At 72.4% G+C, this 19,236-nt stretch carries 17 protein-coding genes; 13 read left to right on the forward strand and 4 right to left on the reverse strand.

Annotated features, from left to right (window positions below):
* Positions 1–381 precede the first annotated feature (381 nt).
* From ACIBSW_RS12640 to ACIBSW_RS12650, 3 genes are all read left to right on the forward strand, one after another.
* On the forward strand, positions 382–1,470 hold the full coding sequence (locus tag ACIBSW_RS12640) for a transcription elongation factor (protein ID WP_354720656.1): 1,089 nt from the start codon (positions 382–384) through the stop codon (positions 1,468–1,470).
* A gap of 85 nt (positions 1,471–1,555) precedes the next feature.
* The gene (gene lepA, locus ACIBSW_RS12645) at positions 1,556–3,433 is read left to right on the forward strand and encodes a translation elongation factor 4 (protein ID WP_354720654.1); all 1,878 of its coding nucleotides are present in this window, start codon (positions 1,556–1,558) and stop codon (positions 3,431–3,433) included.
* Positions 3,434–3,513: 80 nt separating this feature from the next.
* A complete protein-coding gene (locus ACIBSW_RS12650) occupies positions 3,514–3,789 on the forward strand; it encodes a GlsB/YeaQ/YmgE family stress response membrane protein (RefSeq protein WP_354720652.1) in 276 nt (91 codons plus the stop codon).
* Between the two features lie 63 nt (positions 3,790–3,852).
* Here ACIBSW_RS12650 and ACIBSW_RS12655 read toward each other — a convergent pair whose 3' ends face one another.
* The 3 genes from ACIBSW_RS12655 to ACIBSW_RS12665 form a co-directional block, all read right to left on the reverse strand.
* Positions 3,853–5,505 (reverse strand): PAS domain S-box protein, encoded by a 1,653-nt coding sequence (locus ACIBSW_RS12655; protein ID WP_354720650.1) that lies wholly within the window; start codon positions 5,503–5,505, stop codon positions 3,853–3,855.
* Positions 5,506–5,609: 104 nt separating this feature from the next.
* Positions 5,610–6,470, reverse strand: coding sequence for a hypothetical protein (locus tag ACIBSW_RS12660; RefSeq protein WP_354720648.1), 861 nt, complete (start codon positions 6,468–6,470; stop codon positions 5,610–5,612).
* 25 nt (positions 6,471–6,495) lie between these two features.
* On the reverse strand, positions 6,496–7,284 hold the full coding sequence (locus ACIBSW_RS12665) for an enoyl-CoA hydratase-related protein (RefSeq protein ID WP_354720646.1): 789 nt from the start codon (positions 7,282–7,284) through the stop codon (positions 6,496–6,498).
* Positions 7,285–7,320: 36 nt separating this feature from the next.
* Between ACIBSW_RS12665 and hemW the strand changes: the two genes are divergently transcribed.
* Entirely contained in the window at positions 7,321–8,532 is a 1,212-nt protein-coding gene (hemW, locus tag ACIBSW_RS12670) for a radical SAM family heme chaperone HemW (RefSeq protein ID WP_354720644.1), read from the forward strand.
* A gap of 33 nt (positions 8,533–8,565) precedes the next feature.
* Here hemW and ACIBSW_RS12675 read toward each other — a convergent pair whose 3' ends face one another.
* Positions 8,566–9,237 carry a DUF4870 domain-containing protein gene (locus tag ACIBSW_RS12675; RefSeq protein WP_354720642.1) on the reverse strand — a complete coding sequence of 224 codons (672 nt, stop codon included), beginning with the start codon at positions 9,235–9,237 and terminating at the stop codon, positions 8,566–8,568.
* A gap of 179 nt (positions 9,238–9,416) precedes the next feature.
* On the opposite strand from ACIBSW_RS12675, the gene hrcA reads away from it, so the two are divergent.
* The 9 genes from hrcA (at position 9,417) to ACIBSW_RS12720 (ending at position 19,130) form a co-directional block, all read left to right on the forward strand.
* The gene (hrcA, locus tag ACIBSW_RS12680; RefSeq protein WP_354720641.1) at positions 9,417–10,439 is read left to right on the forward strand and encodes a heat-inducible transcriptional repressor HrcA; all 1,023 of its coding nucleotides are present in this window, start codon (positions 9,417–9,419) and stop codon (positions 10,437–10,439) included.
* Positions 10,440–10,500: 61 nt separating this feature from the next.
* Positions 10,501–11,643 carry a molecular chaperone DnaJ gene (gene dnaJ, locus ACIBSW_RS12685; RefSeq protein WP_354720663.1) on the forward strand — a complete coding sequence of 381 codons (1,143 nt, stop codon included), beginning with the start codon at positions 10,501–10,503 and terminating at the stop codon, positions 11,641–11,643.
* A gap of 43 nt (positions 11,644–11,686) precedes the next feature.
* The gene (locus tag ACIBSW_RS12690) at positions 11,687–12,421 is read left to right on the forward strand and encodes a 16S rRNA (uracil(1498)-N(3))-methyltransferase (RefSeq protein ID WP_354720639.1); all 735 of its coding nucleotides are present in this window, start codon (positions 11,687–11,689) and stop codon (positions 12,419–12,421) included.
* Positions 12,422–12,488: 67 nt separating this feature from the next.
* The gene (locus tag ACIBSW_RS12695; protein ID WP_354720637.1) at positions 12,489–13,550 is read left to right on the forward strand and encodes an iron chelate uptake ABC transporter family permease subunit; all 1,062 of its coding nucleotides are present in this window, start codon (positions 12,489–12,491) and stop codon (positions 13,548–13,550) included.
* Positions 13,547–14,590 carry an iron chelate uptake ABC transporter family permease subunit gene (locus tag ACIBSW_RS12700; RefSeq protein WP_354720635.1) on the forward strand — a complete coding sequence of 348 codons (1,044 nt, stop codon included), beginning with the start codon at positions 13,547–13,549 and terminating at the stop codon, positions 14,588–14,590. Before ACIBSW_RS12695 ends, ACIBSW_RS12700 begins: the two co-directional genes overlap by 4 nt.
* A 59-nt stretch (positions 14,591–14,649) precedes the next feature.
* The gene (locus ACIBSW_RS12705) at positions 14,650–15,444 is read left to right on the forward strand and encodes an ABC transporter ATP-binding protein (RefSeq protein ID WP_354720633.1); all 795 of its coding nucleotides are present in this window, start codon (positions 14,650–14,652) and stop codon (positions 15,442–15,444) included.
* A 38-nt stretch (positions 15,445–15,482) separates the two neighbouring features.
* Positions 15,483–15,695 (forward strand): MbtH family protein, encoded by a 213-nt coding sequence (locus tag ACIBSW_RS12710; RefSeq protein WP_184996903.1) that lies wholly within the window; start codon positions 15,483–15,485, stop codon positions 15,693–15,695.
* A gap of 10 nt (positions 15,696–15,705) precedes the next feature.
* Positions 15,706–17,391 (forward strand): ABC transporter ATP-binding protein, encoded by a 1,686-nt coding sequence (locus ACIBSW_RS12715; RefSeq protein ID WP_354720631.1) that lies wholly within the window; start codon positions 15,706–15,708, stop codon positions 17,389–17,391.
* Complete coding sequence (locus ACIBSW_RS12720; RefSeq protein WP_354720629.1) at positions 17,388–19,130, forward strand: ABC transporter ATP-binding protein; 1,743 nt, start codon at positions 17,388–17,390, stop codon at positions 19,128–19,130. Before ACIBSW_RS12715 ends, ACIBSW_RS12720 begins: the two co-directional genes overlap by 4 nt.
* Positions 19,131–19,236: the final 106 nt, after the last annotated feature.

Below are 19,236 nucleotides of genomic sequence, written 5' to 3' on the forward strand. Positions count from 1 at the left end.
GGAGGGCTGGGCTGCGTGGGCTGGTGGAGGGCTGGGCTGCGTGGGCTGGTGGAGGGCTGGGCTGCGTGGGCTGGTGGAGGGCTGGGCTGCGTGGGCTGGTGGAGGGCTGGGCTGCGTGGGCTGGTGGAGGGCTGGGCTGCGTGGGCTGGTGGAGGGCTGGGCTGCGTGGGCTGGTGGAGGGCTGGGCTGCGTGGGCTGGTGGAGGGCTGGGCTGCGTGGGCTGGTGGAGGGCTGGGCTGCGTGGGCTGGTGGAGGGCTGGGCTGCGTGGGCTGGTGGAGGGCTGGGCTGCGTGGGCTGGTGGAGGGCTGGGCTGCGTGGGAGGGCTCGGGTGGTGGGAAACGTGGTCGAGGAGGTGGTGTTGCTTGGGCAGACTCGGGCCCATGGGCGCTTATCAGCAGGAGCCGGCGGCTGCCGGGGTAGTCGGTGCGGGACCGGGGCGGTGGGGTGTTGTCGCTGCGGTGAGCTGCAATGACGTCTACTCGTTCACCAAGCCGAACCGGGACGAGATCACCCTGATCGCCGGCCTGGGCGTTGAGGGTGACGTTCACGCGGGCGTGACGGTCAAGCACCGGAGCCGGGTGGCCGCGGACCCGACGCAGCCCAACCTGCGCCAGGTGCATCTCATCCACGCCGAACTGCACGACGAGGTGCGCCCGGAGGGCTACGAGGTGCCGGCGGGCGGCCTGGGCGAGAACCTCACCACCGTCGGCCTCGATCTGCTCGGACTGCCGGTCGGAACGATCCTGCGCTTCGGTCCGCCGCCGGCGGGCGAGGCCACTTCCGCAACCACGGGCGAGCCCTCGGACGGATCCGCAGGCCAGGTCGGGCCTTGGGAGGGTGCGACGGGTGGGGTTGGACTCTCAGTGGCCGCGATCGGTGGCGCTGGTTCCCCGGTGGGTGCGGGGGATGACGGCGGCGCCCCGGTGGGTGGGGGTGGGTCTCGCCGGGCGCCCGTCGGGGGTGGCGAGCCGGCCGCGGGCCCGGTGGGTGTGGATGGCGGTGGTTCCCCGGTGGGTGCGGCGGGTGACGGTGGCGCCCGGGTGGGTGGGGTTGGGTCGCCGGTGGGTGTGGAAGGGCGGGGTGGGTTCTCGGAGGGGGCGGCGGGTTGGGTCGGGCCACCCGAGGGGGCGGCGGCTGTCATTACTGCTGCTGCCGCTGCGCGTATCGAGGCGCACATCGCTCCTGTTGTGGCGGTGCTTGCCGCGCGGATTGAGGGCGAGGGGTCTGCCGTGGGTGGGGGCGTTCCGCGGCCGGCGGTGATCATCACGGGGCTGCGTAACCCCTGTCAGCAGATCAACGGCTACCGGAGTGGGCTGCTCAAACACGTGCTCGGCCGCGATGCCGGTGGCAGCCTGGTGCGTAAGGCGGGTGTCATGGCCGTTGTCCTGCACGGCGGTGCTGTGCGGCCGGGGGATCGGATCAGCGTCGAGCTTCCCGGTTCGCCTCATCGGGCGCTCGACCGGGTGTGATCCTGGCGCTCGGTGGCGGCGTGGGACGATAGACGTTGCCGGCGCCTTCGCCGGTAGCCAGCTCGCTTGAGAAGAACGGACGATCGTGCCTGGACCGCTCGACCCCGGCGTGAACATCATCGGAGCGACCGATCCGGGTCGCATCCGCAACTTCTGCATCATTGCGCACATCGACCACGGGAAGTCGACCCTGGCCGACCGCATGTTGCAGATCACCGGCGTGGTCGACCCACGGCAGATGCGCGCTCAGTATCTCGACCGGATGGACATCGAGCGCGAGCGTGGCATCACCATCAAGAGCCAGGCCGTGCGCATGCCGTGGATCGTCCGGGAGGGCGAGCGGGCGGGCGACACCGCGGTCCTCAACATGATCGACACGCCTGGGCACGTCGACTTCACCTATGAGGTCTCCCGCAGCCTCGCCGCCTGTGAGGGCGCGGTCCTGCTCGTCGACGCGGCGCAGGGTATCGAGGCGCAGACGCTCGCCAACCTGTACCTGGCGATGGAGAACGACCTGCACATCATCCCGGTGCTCAACAAGATCGACCTGCCGGCCGCCCAGCCGGAGAAGTACGCCGAGGAGCTCGCCAAGCTGATCGGCTGCGAGCCGTCGGACGTGCTCAGGGTCTCCGGCAAGACCGGCGTCGGGGTGGCGCACCTGCTCGACGAGGTCGTCCGCCAGTTCCAGCCGCCGGTCGGCGACGCCGACGCGCCGGCCCGCGCGATGATCTTCGACTCGGTGTACGACGTCTACCGTGGCGTGGTGACCTATGTCCGGGTCATCGACGGGCGGATCGAGGCTCGGGACCGGATCAAGATGATGTCCACCGGGGCGGTGCACGAGCTGCTGGAGATCGGCGTCGTCTCGCCCGAGATGGAGAAGGCCGGCGCCCTCGGTGTCGGCGAGGTCGGCTACCTCATCACCGGGGTGAAGGACGTTCGCCAGTCCCGGGTCGGCGACACCGTGACCGGCAACAACCGGCCGGCCCAGCAGGCGCTCGGCGGCTACTCCGACCCGAAGCCGATGGTCTACTCGGGGCTGTACCCGATCGACGGCTCCGACTACCCGGCGCTGCGGGACGCGCTCGACAAGCTGCAGCTCAACGACGCCTCGCTGACCTATGAGCCGGAGACCAGCACCGCGCTCGGGTTCGGCTTCCGGTGTGGCTTCCTGGGCCTGCTGCACCTCGAGATCATCGGGGAGCGGCTCGAGCGTGAGTTCAACCTGGACCTGATCTCGACCGCGCCGAACGTGGTCTACCGGGTGTTCACCGAGGACGCCGCAGAGTTCGTCGTCACCAACCCGAGCGAGTTCCCCGAGGGCAAGATCGCCGAGATCCATGAGCCGACGGTGCGGGCGACGGTCCTCGTCCCCAACGAGTTCGTCGGCGCGGTCATGGAGCTCTGCCAGGGCCGCCGGGGCCAGCTGCTGGGCATGGAATACCTGTCCACCGAGCGGGTGGAGCTGCGCTACACGCTGCCGCTGGGCGAGATCATCTTCGACTTCTTCGACCAGCTCAAGAGCAAGACCAAGGGCTACGCGTCGCTTGACTACGAGCCCTCGGGCGAGCAGGCGGCCGAGCTGGTCAAGGTGGACATTCTGCTGCACGGCGAGCCCGTGGACGCGTTCAGCGCGATCGTGCACAAGGACAAGGCCTACAACTACGGCGTCACCATCGCGTCGAAGCTGCAGAAGCTCATTCCGCGGCAGCAGTTCGAGGTGCCGATCCAGGCCGCCATCGGCAGCCGGATCATCGCCCGGGAGACCATCCGTGCCATTCGCAAGGACGTCCTTGCCAAGTGCTACGGCGGTGACATCAGCCGCAAGCGCAAGCTGCTCGAGAAGCAGAAGGAAGGCAAGAAGCGGATGAAGATGGTCGGGCGGGTCGAGGTGCCGCAGGAGGCCTTCATCGCCGCGCTCTCGACCTCCGATTCGGGTGAAAACAAGGGCGGCAAGAAGTAAGGCGGTTTGGTTTCCGGCACGCTCGGGAACTTCGGGGTCAGACGAACGCAACAACTTCTCTACCCCGAGGGGGACCCCCAATGACTGTCACCGGCATCATCACCGCACTCATCATCGGCCTGATCATCGGCGCGCTCGGCCGGCTGGTCGTGCCCGGCAAGCAGAACATCCCGATCTGGCTGACCATGGTCATCGGTGTCGTCGCCGCGCTGCTGGGCACCGTGCTCGCCAACGCCTTCGGCGTCGCCTCGACCGGTGGCATCGACTGGATCGAGCTGGCCTTCCAGGTCGTGCTGGCCGCCATCGGGGTGGCCCTGGTGGTTGGTGCCAGCGGCCGTCGCCGCATCACCCGCTGACCTAGCGACAGACGCCGAAGCCCCGGGCCTCAGGCCCGGGGCTTCGGCGTGTCGGGTGATCGGTCAGTAGCGGAACTTGTGCTGGGCGCTGCGGCGGTTGACCCAGGCCGGCAGCTCGTCCACGTGCTCCAGGTGCGGCACCCGGTCCATCGGGTCCTGCGCGCCCGTGATGTCGCGCATCGTCACCACGTACCCCTGCACCAGGCGGTCTTCGCGCAGGTCGCGGTAGGTCGCCTCGACCAGGATCTGGCGCTGGTCCGGGCGCTGCAGCGCGCAGTAGACCACGCCGTCGCCCTCGTCCCGCAGCGCCCGGCGTACCTGGCCGCGGTCGTCGGGGTGCACCAGGTCGTGCAGGGTCGTGAACGGCGGCAGGTCCGCCACCCCGATCAGCTCGCGCAGCGCCGGGCTCGCGTACCGGATCTGCTGGTCCTCGTCGATGACCAGCATGATGTCGGCGGTGTTGCGGATGACCGCGCGCAGGTACAGGTCGCTGTCGCGGCGGCCGACCGCCTCCACCAGCGAGATCCGGTCCAGGGCCAGCGCGGCCTGCCCGGCCAGCACCTCGCACGCGTCTCGGCTCGCCGTCAGCATGTCCAGGCGGCCGGAGAGCACCAGCGCGCCGCCGTTCGGGCGGGCCACCGCCAGCGGCTCCAGCCACAGCGGGCAGACCAGGGTGCCCTCGGCCGCGCCCTGGTCGTCGGTCCGCTTCTCGTCCAGCCACCAGCTGCGGGGGCGGGGGCCGGACTCGGCCGCCGGCAGGGCCGCGAGGGTGAGCTGGCGGTCGTCGGTCGCGAAGACGATGCGGCGCACGTCGTGCGGCGGCAGCAGCTGGGTGACCGCGGCCCGGACCGCCTCGTCCACCGCCGCCTCGTCGGCGGCCGCGACCAGGGCCGCGCTGGCCTCCCGCAGCACCCGCTCGCGGGTCAGCGCCAGGCCGTTCTGCGAGACCGAATCAGCCAGACGGGTGAAGGTCAACACCAGCGTGAGGCCGCCGACCACGGCGATCGCCACGCCGTCGCGGACCGTGCCGGAGAGGGCCTCGATCAGCAGGACCAGCGGCGGCGCCGCGACGGAGAGGCCGAGCAGCGCGGTCCAGTGGCTCTGCCAGGTGGACGGGCGGGCCGGCGCCGGGCTGGTCAGCCGGGCCATCGACGGGTGCAGCGCCGCGGCGCCCCAGGCCAGGTAGAGCACGACGTAGCCGGCCTCGGTGCCGGCGTTCGGCGCCATCGGGTACGCGATGTCGCTGATCAGCATGCCCAGCGCGCCGACGCCGAGCAGCACCGCCGACCAGTTGAACCAGGCCGCCACGATCAGCCTTACGGCGACGCCGACCAGCAGCAGGCCGCCGATCACGTCGGCCGCCGAGACGCTGCCGAACCGGCCGGTGTCGCCGATCACGAAGACCCACACCACCAGCAGCGACGAGCACGCGAACGCGAGCAGGTCGATCAGCCGTGCCCGGTTCATCAGGATCGCACCGGCCCGGGTCAGGCGCAGCATGGCCAGCGCGACCAGGGCGAACATCACCAGGTAGGAGACGTCCGCGGCCGGGTGGCGGCCGGTGGCGTAGAAGACGTCACCGATGGCCAGCGCGGCGACCGCGGCGGCGAGCAGAAGCCAGGGGCCGACCCGTGCCGGCTTGTGGCGGCGGACTCCGATGACAACGGCGATGACGCTCGTGGCTCCGAGGAGGACCCATTCGATGGCGTGGAGCACGAATAACTAGTACCAGGCCGGTCGCTGTCTGTCCACGTTCATATATACGCAGCGCAATGAAGGTGAGGAGCGAACGATTCCTGCTCACGTCCCTCGATGGCAGCTCAGCTGAAGACCTCGGCCACCACTGTGGCGTTGTCCGCGGTCCGCCCGCCGGTTACCGGCTGCCACGTGCCGTCGCCCGCGTTCCACTCGAGGCTGCCGAAGCGCACCCGCGAGAGGCCGGTGCCGCTGGCGTGCGAGACGAGCCAGTGCGCGTAGCGCCAGCCGATCTTGACGTCCTCGACGGCGACGGAAATGCCGCCGGGCCGCGGCGACTCGATGGAGTCGAGGCCGTTGCCCCAGTCGAGGCGCATGCCGTCCGCCAGCGCCGTGGCCGCGGCGGCGCCGCGCAGGGCGGGCTCGCCGGTGATCGTGCACTCGACCGCGCCGCCCTTGCGGCCGGTCAGCGCCTTGGCGAGCACCGCGGACTCGTCGGCCCACTTCTCGTACGCGTTCGGGTAGGCCGAGCGCTGCACCTTCTGCGCGGCGTCGGTGACCCGCATCTTCTCCCAGCCCTTGACCTTCTTGAGGGAGGCGTAGAACTTGGTCGCGGCGTACCGGGGATCCTGGATCTTCTCCACCGTGCCCCAGCCCTGGCTGGGCCGCTGCTGGAACAGCCCGACCGAGTCCCGGTCACCGCTGTCCAGGTTCTCCAGCTTGGATTCCTGGAAGGCGGTGGCCAGGGCGACCACCACGGCCCGCTCGGGCATCTTGCGCCGGACGCCGACCGCGGCGATCGTCGCGGCGTTCGCCATCTGGACCAGGTCGAGCGTGACCTCGCCGTCGGCGCGCACCGTGCACTCGGGCCCGAGGTGCGGCAGCTGCAGCGATCCGCCGATGGACCGGACGGCGACGACCACCCCGAGGGCGCCGACGAGCGCGAGCAAAGCCACCAGTACAACCGGCTTTCTCTGCACGCGCACTCCCTCCGTCAGGTGACAAGGGTAATCAACGGGCGCTCGTGTCGTGAGTCACCGGTACCCAGGAGGCGGGACGCTTCTCCCGGAAGGCCGCGACGCCTTCGCGCCCCTCGGCCGATCGGAAGTAACCCGCGGAGCGGGCCGACAGGTCGGCCAGGTCGGCGCGGATGGTGTCGGCCGGCGGGCGGCGCAGCAGCTGCTTGGTGCCGGCCAGGGCCAGCGGACCACCACGGACCAGGGCACCGGCGTACGCGGCGACGGCCTCGTCCAGCCGGTCGGCCTCGACCGCGGCGGTGACCAGCCCGATCTCTGCGGCCCGTACGCCGTCGAAGACCTCGCCGGTGAGGTAGAACTCGGCCGCCGCGCGGGGTGCCAGCCGCGGCAGCACGGTGGCGCTGATCACCGCGGGGATCACGCCGAGCCGCACCTCGGAGAAGGCGAACGTCGCGTCCCGGGTACAGACGGCGATGTCGGCGGCGGCGACCAGGCCGAGCCCGCCCGCCCGGGCCGGGCCGGCGATCCGGGCCAGCACCGGCTTGGGGAACTCCCAGATCGCCGCGAGCACGTCCGCGAGCAGCTCAGCCGGGATCTTGCCGGTCTCGCGGGCCTCGGCGGTCTCCTTCAGGTCGGCGCCCGAGCAGAAGACCGGCCCGGTGTGCGAGATCACCACCGCCCGGACCTCGGTGTCGGTGAGCGCGGCGCCGAGAGCGTCGAGCAGCTCGCGCATCAGCAGGGCGGAAAGGGCATTTCGGTTCGCCGGGCTGTCCAGGGTCAAGGTGGCGATCCCGGCATCGGTGGCGGTACGGACCAGCTCCATGCCGGAACCTTAACGGGGTGCGTGCACACTTGACGGATGCCTGGTCCTCCACCCGACGGTGAGCCCGTACCCAGCGACGGCTCCCTGCCCAACAGCGCCCTGCGCGAGGTCGGCCGGCGCGGGTTCGGGGTCTACGTACACGTCCCGTTCTGCGCGAGCCGCTGCGGGTACTGCGACTTCAACACGTACACGGCCAGTGAGCTCGGCGGCGGCGCGAGCCGGGAGGGCTACGCCGACGCGGTGCTGGCCGAGCTGAGGCTGGCCGCGACCGTGACCGGCGCCCGGGTCGACACCGTCTTCGTCGGCGGCGGCACGCCGACCCTGCTCGACGCGGGCGACCTCGGCCGGATCCTCGAGGGCATCGACAAGACCTGGGGGCTGGCCGGCGACGCCGAGATCACCACCGAGGCCAACCCCGAGTCGGTCGACCCGCGCTCGCTGCGGGCGCTGCGCGGCGCCGGCTACACCCGGATCTCGCTGGGCATGCAGTCCGCCGCGCCGGGCGTGCTGGCGATCCTCGACCGCAAGCACACGGCGGGCCGGGCGCCGCAGGCCGCGATCGAGGCCCGCGAGGCCGGCTTCGAGCACGTCAACCTGGACCTGATCTACGGAACGCCGGGTGAGCGGCCGGAGGACTTCGCCGCCTCGCTGGACGCGGCGATCGGGGCGGGGGTCGACCACGTCAGCGCGTACTCGCTGATCGTCGAGGACGGCACCCGGATGGCGGCGAAGATGCGGCGCGGCGAGCTGCCGTACCCGGAGGACGACGTCGCCGCGGACCGCTACCTGGCGGCGGAGGAGGCGCTCGGCGGCGCGGGCTTCTCCTGGTACGAGGTGTCCAACTGGGCGACCTCGCCGCAGGCGCGCTGCCGGCACAACCTGCTCTACTGGACCGGCGGCGACTGGTGGGGGCTCGGGCCGGGCGCGCACAGCCACGTCGGCGGCGTGCGGTGGTGGAACGTCAAGCACCCCACGGCGTACGCGAAAAGGGTCGAAGAGGGTGTCTCGCCCGGGTTGGGGCGCGAGATTCTGACGGACGCCGACCGGCACGTCGAGGACGTGATGCTGCGGGTGCGGCTGAGCGACGGGCTGCCGCTGGCCGGGCTCGACGCGGTCGGGCTGGCCGGCGCCGCGCGGGCCCTCGCGGACGGCCTGCTGGAGCCGGGCGCCTATGCCGGCGGCCAGATCGTGCTGACGCTGCGCGGCCGGCTGCTCGCCGACGCGGTCATCCGCGACCTGCTGCCGTGACGCCGGGCCGGGGCCCGGCGCCACGGGCGGCCACTACTTGATCATCGAGACCGTGAGCGGGTAGTTGTACGGCTCGTTGTTGTTCGCCTTGACGCCGGCGATGATGCCGAAGATCGTGCCGATGGCCCAGGCGGCCGGGCCGATGATGAACCCGACCAGCGCGCAGGTCAGAATCCAGCCGACGATCGCGACGATCGACCAGAGGATCTGGAAGTTCAGCGCCTTGATCGCCTCGGCCCGCACGACCGGGGACTGGTTGCCCCGGGCCAGCAGCGCCACCAGCGGCGCGATCCAGCCCGAGCAGCCGCCGCCGAGGAAGGCGCCGGCCGCGCCGCCGAAGTGGGCGACCAGGATCCAGGTCTTGTCGTCGCCGCCGGGCTGCCCGTAGCCCTGCGGCGGGTAGCCGCCGGGCTGCTGGCCGTAGCCGGGCTGCTGGCCGTAGCCGGGCTGCTGGCCGTAGCCGCCGGGTGCTCCCGAGCCGGGCGGAGGTCCGTAGCCGCCGGGTGCCCCCGAGCCGGGCGGGGGTCCGTAGCCGCCGCCGGAGGTCGGCGGCGGGGTGCCGTAGGTCGGCGGCTGGGGCGAGCCGTACGCCGGGGGCGGCGGCGGGGCCGATCCGGGTGTCGGATCGTTACCCGGATATGGGTTGAATGGCGCGGTGGGGTCCGAGGGGTTCCCCTCACCGGGCGGGCGCGGCGGTTCAGTCATGTCGCACACGGTAGGACCGCAGGTCGAACGTGGCGAGGGCAACATGCCGCGCGAGGGCGGAGAATAGACAGTCGGCTAACCGTCGCGAGCACCGAAGACTGATCATCGCGCGCGGCGTGGCGGCGACGTAGACTGGCACTCGACTTTGACGAGTGCCAAACGGGCGGGGAGGGTTCGGAGTGAGTCTCGACGACCGCAAGCTCGAAGTGCTCCGCGCCATCGTCGAGGACTACGTGTCGACCCAGGAGCCCGTCGGCAGCAAGGCCCTGGTCGAGCGCCACCAGCTCGGCGTCTCCCCGGCGACGGTCCGCAACGACATGGCCGTCCTCGAGGAGGAGGGCTACATCCGGCAGCCGCACACCAGCGCCGGCCGGGTGCCCACCGACGCCGGCTACCGCCTCTTCGTCGACCGGCTGTCCCGGGTCAAGCCGCTGAGCCCGGCCGAGCGGCGCGCGATCGAGCGCTTCCTGGTCGGCGCGGTCGACCTCGACGACGTGGTGCACCGCACGGTCCGCCTGCTCGCCCAGCTCACCCGCCAGGTCGCGGTCGTGCAGTATCCGAGCCTGGCCCGCTCGTCCGTGCGCCACCTCGAGCTGGTGCCGATCTCCACCACCCGGCTGATGCTGGTGATGATCGCCGATACCGGCCGGGTCGAGCAGCGCCTCGTCGAGCTGCCGGCGCCGACGGCGAACGACGACGTGCTGGACATGCGCCGCAAGATCAACGCCAAGCTGAGCGGCGTCAAGCTGTCCGACACCCCGCCGCTGGTCGCCGCCCTGGTCGAGGAGTCGGACCCGGCCATGCGCAACACCATGGCCTGCGTCGCGTCGGTGCTGCTGGAGACGCTGGTCGAGCGCAGTGAGGAACGCCTCGCCCTGGCGGGTACGGCGAACCTGACCCGCGGCGGCGTGCTGGACTTTCAGGGCTCGCTGCGGCCGGTCCTGGAGGCGCTCGAGGAGGAGGTCATCCTCCTCAAACTCATCGGCGAGGTCGAGCCCAGCACCACCCGGGTCCGCATCGGCGATGAGAACGAGATCGACAACCTGCGGGCGGCATCCGTGGTGAGCACGGGTTACGGACCGGGTACGACGATCGTTGGTGGGCTCGGCGTGCTGGGGCCCACCCGGATGGATTACCCCGGCACCATCGCGACCGTGCGTGCCGTGGCACGCTACGTTGGCGACCTGCTGGCACAAAACTGACGCAACCGCGACGAAGGTCTCCAGCGCGAAGCGCGGGGCAGACATGAGGACTCGAAACCCTGTGGCCAAGGACTACTACGGAATTCTCGGCATCGGCCGCGAAGCCACCGACGACGAGATCAAGCGCGCCTACCGCAAGCTGGCCCGTCAATTCCATCCGGACGTCAATCCGGACCCGGAAGCGCACGAGAAGTTCAAGGACATCAACGCGGCGTACGAGGTGCTCTCGGACGACCAGAAGCGTCAGATCGTCGACCTCGGCGGCGACCCGCTGGCACCCGGCGGCGGTTCGGCCGGCCCCGGCGGCCCCGGCGGAGCCGGACCGTTCGTGGGCTTCCAGGACATCATGGACGCCTTCTTCGGCACGGCGGCCGGCGGCGGCTCGCGCGGCCCGCGGCCGCGCACCCGCCCGGGCGCGGACGCCATCCTGCGCCTGGAGCTGGACCTGGTGGAGACGGCCTTCGGCGTCGAGGCGCCGATCACCGTCGACACGGCAGTGCTCTGCACCCAGTGCTCCGGCGCGGGCACGGCGCCCGGCACCCACCTCGCCACCTGCGAGACGTGCGGCGGCCGCGGCGAGGTCCAGTCGGTGCAGCGCACCTTCCTCGGCCAGGTCGTCTCGGCCCGGCCCTGCCAGGTCTGCCAGGGCCACGGCACGGTCATCCCGCAGCCCTGCCCCACCTGCGCCGGCGACGGCCGCATCCGCACCCGCCGCTCCCTGACGGTGAAGATCCCGGCGGGCGTCGAGGACGGCATGCGCATCCGCCTGGCGCAGCAGGGCGAGGTCGGCCCGGGCGGCGGCACGGCAGGCGACCTCTACGTGGAGATCCACGAGCGCCCGCACGACGTCTACTCCCGCAAGGGCGACGACCTGCACTGCCGGGTGACCCTGCCGATGACCGCGGCGGCGCTGGGCACGCGGCTGACCATCAAGACCCTGGACAGCGAGGAGAACATCGAGGTCAAGCCGGGCACCCAGCCGGCGTCGACCCTGCGCATCCGCGGCAAGGGCGTGCCGCACCTGCGCGGGCAGGGCCGCGGCGAGCTCTTCGTGCACCTCGACGTCAAGACGCCGACCAAGCTGACCGCCGACCAGGAGCGGATGCTGCGCGACTTCGCGAAGACCCGGGGCGAGGACATCGCCGAGCTGAGCAAGCAGGGCGGTTTCTTCTCCCGCATGCGGGACGCCTTCAACGGCCACTAGCTGACCGGTGATCTTTGCGCCGGATGTTGGGTAGCGTGTGCTCGTGTCTGCGCCTCTGTTCTTGGTTGACGACCTGCCCGGCGGGAAGCGGTACACCCTGGCCGGGGCCGAGGGGCATCACGCCGCCACCGTGCAGCGGCTGAAGGTCGGTGAGGCGCTGCTGCTCGGCGACGGGCGGGGCGGGACCGCGAACGCCGAGGTCACCGCCGTGGGGCGGGGCAGCATCGACGTAAACGTGCTCGGCCGGGCCTTCCGGGCCGGGGCCGACCCGCGGCTGGTCGTGGTGCAGGGGATCGCCAAGGGCGACCGGGGCGAGCTCGCCGTGCAGGCCATGACCGAGATCGGGGTCGACGAGATCGTGCCCTGGGCCGCCTCGCGGTCGGTCGCGCAATGGCGCGGCGAGCGCGGCGACCGGGCCCGGGAGAAGTGGGTCAACACCGCGCGCGAGGCCGCCAAGCAGGCGCGCCGGCCGTGGCTGCCGGTCGTCTCGGGTACCCCGGACGTCAGCACCAAGCGGGTCTGCGCGCGGCTGCCCGAGGCCGCCGCCGCGTTCGTGCTGCACGAGGAGGCGACGGACCGGCTCACCGCGGCCAAGCTGCCCGACGCCGGGGAGATCGTGCTGATCGTCGGGCCCGAGGGCGGCATCAGCGACCAGGAGCTCGGCGCCTTCGTCGGCGCCGGCGCGCATCCCGTGCGGCTCGGCGACGCGGTGCTGCGGACCTCGACGGCTGGGATGGCCGCACTCGCAGTGCTCTCCGCCCGCCTCGGCCGATGGTGACGCCCGGCTCCGACCGGTGGTGAAGCCGATGGTGACGCGCAAGGAAGGTTAGCCTAAGCTTCGCCGCATGGTCCTCACGCGTACGCCGGCGCCCGCGCGCTCCGAGCCGGCCGCCGCGGCGGGCGCCGGGACCGGGCGAATGCGGCGCAGTGCCGGGCTGCTGGCCTGCCTGGGGGTGCTCGCGCTGGTCTGCCTGGCCAGCATCGCGATCGGCACCCGCAACGTCTCCATCGGCACGGTCTGGGACGCGTTCTTCCACTACGCCGACACCGACGATCAGTCGATCGTGCGGGACCTGCGGGTGCCGCGCACGATCCTGGGCCTGCTCGCCGGTGTCGCCCTCGGACTGTCCGGTGCGGTCATCCAGGCGGTCACCCGAAATCCGCTCGCCGACAGCCAGATCCTCGGCATCAACGCCGGCGCCGGGCTGTTCGTGGTGTTCGCGGTCGGCGTGCTCGGCCTGACCAGCCTGTCGCAGTACATGTGGTTCGGCTTCGCCGGCGTCGCGTTCGCGCTGAGCCTGGTCTACCTGCTCGGGTCCGCCGGGCGGGCCGGTGCCACGCCCATCCGGCTCACGCTCGCCGGCGTCGCGCTCGGCGCGGTCATGGACGGTGCCTCCGAGGGCATCCGGCTGCTGCGCCCGCGCGCCTTCGACTACCTGCGCTTCTGGGACGTCGGCTCGCTCGCCGGGCGGCCGCTGGAGATCGCCACGACGATCCTGCCGTTCGTGCTCGCCGGTACCGTGCTCGCCCTGCTGGTCGCCCGCTCGCTGAACGCGGTCGCGCTCGGCGACGACCTGGCCCGCACGCTCGGCGCCGGAGTCGGGCGCACTCGGTTCCTGGCCACCGTCTCGGTCATGCTGCTGACCGGCGCCGCCGTCGCCGCGGTCGGGCCGATCGGCTTCGTCGGCCTGATGATCCCGCACGTGGTGCGCTGGTTCGTCGGCCCGGACCAGCGCTGGATCTTCATATACACGGTCGTGTGCGGGCCGATCCTGCTGCTGCTCGCCGACATCGTCGGGCGGCTGGTCCTGCGGCCCGGCGAGCTGCGGGTCGGCGTCGTCACCGCGTTCGTGGGCGCGCCCGTGCTCATCTGGCTGGTCCGCCGGTCCCGGGTGAGTGGACTGTGAGCGTCGACTTCGGCCGCCGGGTGCTGGTGCTCCGGCCGCACCGCGGTGTATCGGCCCGGGTGAGCGTGCGGCCCGCGCTCGTCTGCCTGCTGCTGGTGCTGGCCGCGCTCGCGGTGGCCGTGCTGGCGCTGGGTACCGGCGAGTTCACGCTGTCGCCGGGCGAGGTGGTGGGTGCCCTGTCCGGCGAGGGCACCCGGGCGGCGCGGCTCGTCGTCGTCGAGTGGCGGCTGCCGCGGGTGCTGCTCGCGCTGATCATCGGCGCCGCGCTCGGGCTCGCCGGCGCCGTCTTCCAGGCGCTCACCCGCAACCCGCTCGGCAGCCCGGACGTCATCGGGTTCAGCACGGGCGCGTTCACCGGGGTGCTCGTCGCCGCGGTGCTGGTCGGCAACTCCTACTACGTCACGGCGGCCGGTGCGCTGGTCGGCGGCCTGGCCACCGCGATCGTGGTCTACGTGCTCGCGTTCAAGCGCGGCGTGCAGGGCTTCCGGCTGATCATCGTGGGCATCGCGATCAGCGCCATGCTCGCCGCCGCCAACCAGTGGTTCATCATCAAGGCCGACCTGCAGGCGGCGTACGCGGCCACGATCTGGTCGCAGGGCAGCCTCAACGGACTCGGCTGGTCGCAGGTCGTGCCGGTGGTGGCCGGCGTCGGCGTGCTCTGCCTGGCGCTGATCGCGTTCGGGCCCCGGCTGTCGCTGCTGGAGATGGGCGAGGACGCGGCGGCCGCGCTCGGCGTACGGGTGGAGCCGACCCGGCTGGTGTACCTGGTCATCGGGGTCGGCCTGACCGCGGTCGCGACGGCGGCCGCCGGGCCGATCGCCTTCGTCGCGCTGGCCGCGCCGCAGCTGGCGCAGCGGCTCACCCGCACCGGCGGCATCGCGCTGCTGCCGTCGGCGGCGATGGGCGCGTTCCTGCTGATGCTCAGCGACTGGCTCGCCCAGCGCGCGTTCGCGCCGACCCAGCTGCCGGTCGGCGTCGTGACCGTCTCGGTGGGCGGCATCTACTTCGTCTGGCTCCTGGTCCGCCAGGCGCGGCGGTAGGGGGCACGGATGACTCTGGCTGCTGGTACGCCCGGCACGGCGGTAGGGGAGGAACACGGATGAGTCTGGTCGCCCGGGACGTCACCGTCGGGTACGACAAGAAGACGATCAGCGAGCACCTGGACTTCGAGGTGCCCGAGGGCCGGGTCACCGCGATCATCGGGCCCAACGCCTGCGGCAAGTCGACGCTGCTGCGCGCCCTGTCCCGGCTGCTCAAGCCCGGCCGTGGCGAGGTGCTGCTCGACGGCCGGGACATCCACTCCCGGCCGGCCCGGGAGGTAGCGAGGCGGCTGGGGCTGCTGCCGCAGTCGTCGATCGCGCCGGACGGGATCACGGTCGCCGAGCTGGTCGCCCGGGGCCGGTTCCCGCACCAGAAGCTGATCCGGCAGTGGTCGGCCGCCGACGAGGACGCGGTCGTCGCGGCGATGGCCGCCACGGGTGTGACGGAACTCTCCGGAGAGCTGGTCGACACCCTGTCCGGCGGGCAGCGGCAGCGGGTCTGGGTGGCGATGGTGCTCGCCCAGCAGACGCCGATCGTGCTGCTCGACGAGCCGACGACGTTCCTGGACATCGCGCACCAGATCGAGCTGCTCGAGCTCTGCGTCCGGCTCAACCGGGAGCAGGGCACCACGATGGTTGCCGTGCTGCATGACCTCAACCAGGCCGCCCGGTATGCCGATCATCTGGTCGTGATGAAGTCGGGCGCGATCGTGGCGCAGGGCGACCCGCGCGAGGTCATGACGGCCGAGCTGGTGGCGGACGTCTTCGGGCTGGGCTGCCGGATCATCGACGATCCGGAGACGCACACCCCGCTGGTCATCCCGCGATCGTCGGTGTTCCAGCGGGTAGGTTAGGCTGACCTTACTTTCAGGCAGATCGGTGGGGAGACGTCGTGTCCAGCAACCCGTTCGATGACGAGAACGGCACCTTCCACGTCCTCGTGAACGACGAGGAGCAGCACTCGCTGTGGCCGTCCTTCAAGGAGGTCCCGGCGGGCTGGCGCAGCGTCTTCGGACCGGCGCCGCGCCAGGAGGCCGTCGACTACGTCGACGCCAACTGGACCGACCTGCGCCCCAAGTCGCTGCGCGAAAGCATGGCACAGTGAGCTCGGCCACGTGAGCCGCTCCGGCGCGCGCATCCTGCTTCGCAGCACCACCCGCAACGCCCGACGGCTCTGGACCGGCACGGCGCTGATCGCCGTGCACCAGGCCTGCGAGACGTTCGTCCCGATCATGATCGGCGTCATCATCGACCGGGCCGTCACCCCCGGCGACCTCGGCCAGCTGCTGCTCTGGGTGGCCGTGCTCGCCGTGCAGTTCACGCTGCTGACCACGGCGTACCGGTTCGGGGCGCGGCAGCTGATGGCCGCCATCGCCGAGGAGGGGCACCAGCTGCGCCTCGAGGTGTCGGCGAAGATCCTGCATCCGCGCGGGGTGCGTACCGACATGCGGGCCGGTGACCTGCTGACGGTCTCGACCAGCGACGCGGACAACACGTCGTACGTGCTCGACTACATCCCCCGGATCGTCGGCGCGCTCGTGGCGACCGTGATCAGCGCCGTCGCGCTGCTGCTGATCTCGGTGCCGCTCGGCCTGGTGGTGCTGATCGCCACCCCGGTCGTGCTGGTGCTGCTGCAGATCAGCTCGCCGGTGATCACCAGGCGCGTCGCCGACCAGCAGGAGCAGGCCGGGCGGGCCACGTCGCTCGCCACCGACCTGGTCACCGGGCTGCGCCCGCTGCGCGGCCTCGGCGCGCAGGACGCGGCCGCCGATCGCTACCGCGAGGTGAGCCGCCGCTCGCTGCGGGCCACCCTGCGCGCCGCGCGCACCCAGGGCGGCTACCTGGCCGCCTCGACCACCCTGAGCACGCTGCTGGCCTGCGCCATCGCCATCATGGCCGGCTGGTTCGCGCTGACCGGCCGGATCACCGTCGGCCAGCTCATCGCGGTGATCGGCCTGGCCCAGTTCCTGATCGAGCCGTTCGGGACGCTCGCCGTGGTGCCGAGCTGGGTCGGCGAGGCCCGGGCGTCCGCCGACCGGGTCGCCCTGATCACCGACGCCGGCCTGGTGCTGCCCGAGGGCGCCGCGACGCCGGCCGAGCACCCGTGCGACCTGCGCCTGTCCGGGGTGCGGCACGGCCCGCTCGACGGCCTGGACCTGCACGTGCAACCCGGCGAGTTCGTCGGCGTCGTGGCCCGCCGCCCCGGCGACGCGGAGGCGCTGGTCCGGCTGCTCTCGGTGCCGGACGGCTACCAGGGCAGCCTGCTGCTCGGCGGCTCGCCGCTGGAGCAGGTCGAGCGCGCGCACGCCCGCCGGCTGCTGCTGGTCGAGCCGCACCACGCCGACCTGTTCACCGGCACCATCGCCGACAACGTCGACGTGCACGCCGGCGACGAGATCCTGACCGAGGCGCTGAGCGCCGCGGCCGCCGACGAGGTGCTCGCCACCCAGGCGGACGGGCTCGACGCCGTCGTCGCCGAGCGGGGCGCGAGCCTCTCCGGGGGGCAGCGGCAGCGCATCGCGCTCGCCCGCGCGCTGCTCGCCCGCCCGCCGGTGCTGGTGCTGCACGATCCGACCACCGCCGTCGACGCGGTGACCGAGCACGCCATCGCGCAGGGCATCCGCGCGCTGCGGCATGCGCCCGGCTCCGGCTTCTCCACCGTCGTCATCACCAGCAGCCCCGCGCTGCTCGCCGCCACCGACCGGGTCGTCGTGCTCGGCGAGGGCGCCGTCGCGGCCGAGGGCGGGCACGAGACGCTGGGCGCGAGCGACGAGACCTACCGTCAGTTGGTGCTGAGATGAGCCAGATCCTGCCCGTCGCGACCGCGCGGCAGACCCGCGCCTGGCTCTGGGCGGAGCTGCGCGGCCGCCCCGGCGAGGTGATCGGCACGCTGCTGGTCGGCCTCCTCGCGGCCGCGGCCGCGATCCTTCCCGTGTACGCGCTCGGCGTGCTGGTCGACCGGGTGCGCGCCGACGCCGGCTCGTCCGCGATCGTCGAGATCTCGATCGTCATCGGCGTCGCCGCGGTGGTCGGCGGCGGCGCGATCGGGCTGTCCACGTACCTGATCGGCCGGCTCGGGTCCCGGATGCTCGCGGATCTGCGCGAGAGCACCGTCGCGACCGCGCTGCGGCTGCCCGCGCTGGTGCTGGACCGGGCCGGGCGCGGCGACCTGCTGTCGCGGGTCGGCGCCGACATCGCGGCGATCGGCAAGGCCGTCGCCGACGTGCTGCCCAACGTGATCTCGGCCCTGCTGCTCGGCGTGCTGAGCCTGGCGGCGATGACCGGGATCGACTGGCGGCTCGGCCTGGCCGGCGCCGTCGCGGTGCCGTTCTACGTGATCGCGCTGCGCTGGTACCTGCCGCTCTCCGCGCCCAGGTACGCGCAGGAGCGCAAGGCCGTCGCGGAGCGGTCCCAGCTGCTGGTGGAGAGCATGCAGGGGCTGCGGACGGTGCACGCGTACCGGCTCGAGAAGCGGCACCTGGAGGACATCGAGCGGGCGTCGGCCAAGCACCGCGACATCGACGTCGGCGTCTTCACGCTGTTCACCCGCTTCGTGGGCCGGGTCAACCGGGCCGAGTTCTTCGGGCTCTCCGCGCTGCTGGTGGTCGGCTTCCTGCTGGTGCGCGACGGGTCCATCTCGGTCGGCCAGGCCTCGGCGGCCGCCCTGCTCTTCCACCGGCTCTTCAACCCGGTGTCGATGCTGCTCTTCACGTTCGACGAGATCCAGGCGGCCGGCGCGAGCCTGGCCCGCCTGGTCGGGGTCGAGACGATGCCGGTGGAGCGGCGCGAGGCCGGCCGCCGGCCCGCGGACGCCTCGCTGACCCTGGACGGGGTCGGCTTCAGCTACGACGGCCGGACGCCGGTGCTGCGGGGCGTGAGCCTGCGCCTCGAGCCGGGTGAGCGCGTCGCCCTGGTCGGTTCGACCGGGGCCGGCAAGACCACTGTGGCGTCGATCGCCGCGGGCATCCTGCGCCCCGACGAGGGCACGGCCCGGGTCGACGGCGTGCCGGTGCCGGACCTGCCGGCCGGGACCGTCGCCATCATCAGCCAGGAGACGCACGTCTTCGCCGGCCCGCTGGTGGAGGACCTGCGGCTGGCCCGGCCGGGCGCGAGCGTCGCGGAGGTCGCGACGGCGCTGGAGACGGTCGGCGCGCTTGCCTGGGCGCAGGAGCTGCCGGACGGGCTGGACACCCCGGTCGGCGACGGCGGGCACGACCTGACCCCCGCGCAGGCGCAGCAGCTGGCGCTGGCCCGGCTGGTGCTGCTCGACCCGGCGGTCGCCGTACTGGACGAGGCCACCGCGGAGGCCGGCAGCGCGGGCGCCCGGGCGCTGGAGCGGGCGGCGGCGGCCGCGACGCAGGGCCGGACGGTGCTGATCGTGGCGCACCGGCTCACCCAGGCCGCGTCGGCGGACCGGGTCGTCGTCATGGAGCACGGCGTCGTGGTGGAGTCGGGCCCGCACGCCGACCTCGTCGCCGCGGGCGGCCGCTACGCGGAACTCTGGTCGGCCTGGGAGTCGAGAAGCTCCACTCCCGCCTGAAAGACACGCGCGAGAGGCCGGATACCGCATGGGTATCCGGCCTCACGCGTATCCGCATGCCGCCCGGTGAAGAGGTTAGGCTAACCTAATCCCGCGTCGATGACGC

Source organism: Actinoplanes sp. NPDC049668, assembly GCF_044465445.1.
In the GTDB taxonomy this organism is placed as follows: domain Bacteria; phylum Actinomycetota; class Actinomycetes; order Mycobacteriales; family Micromonosporaceae; genus Actinoplanes.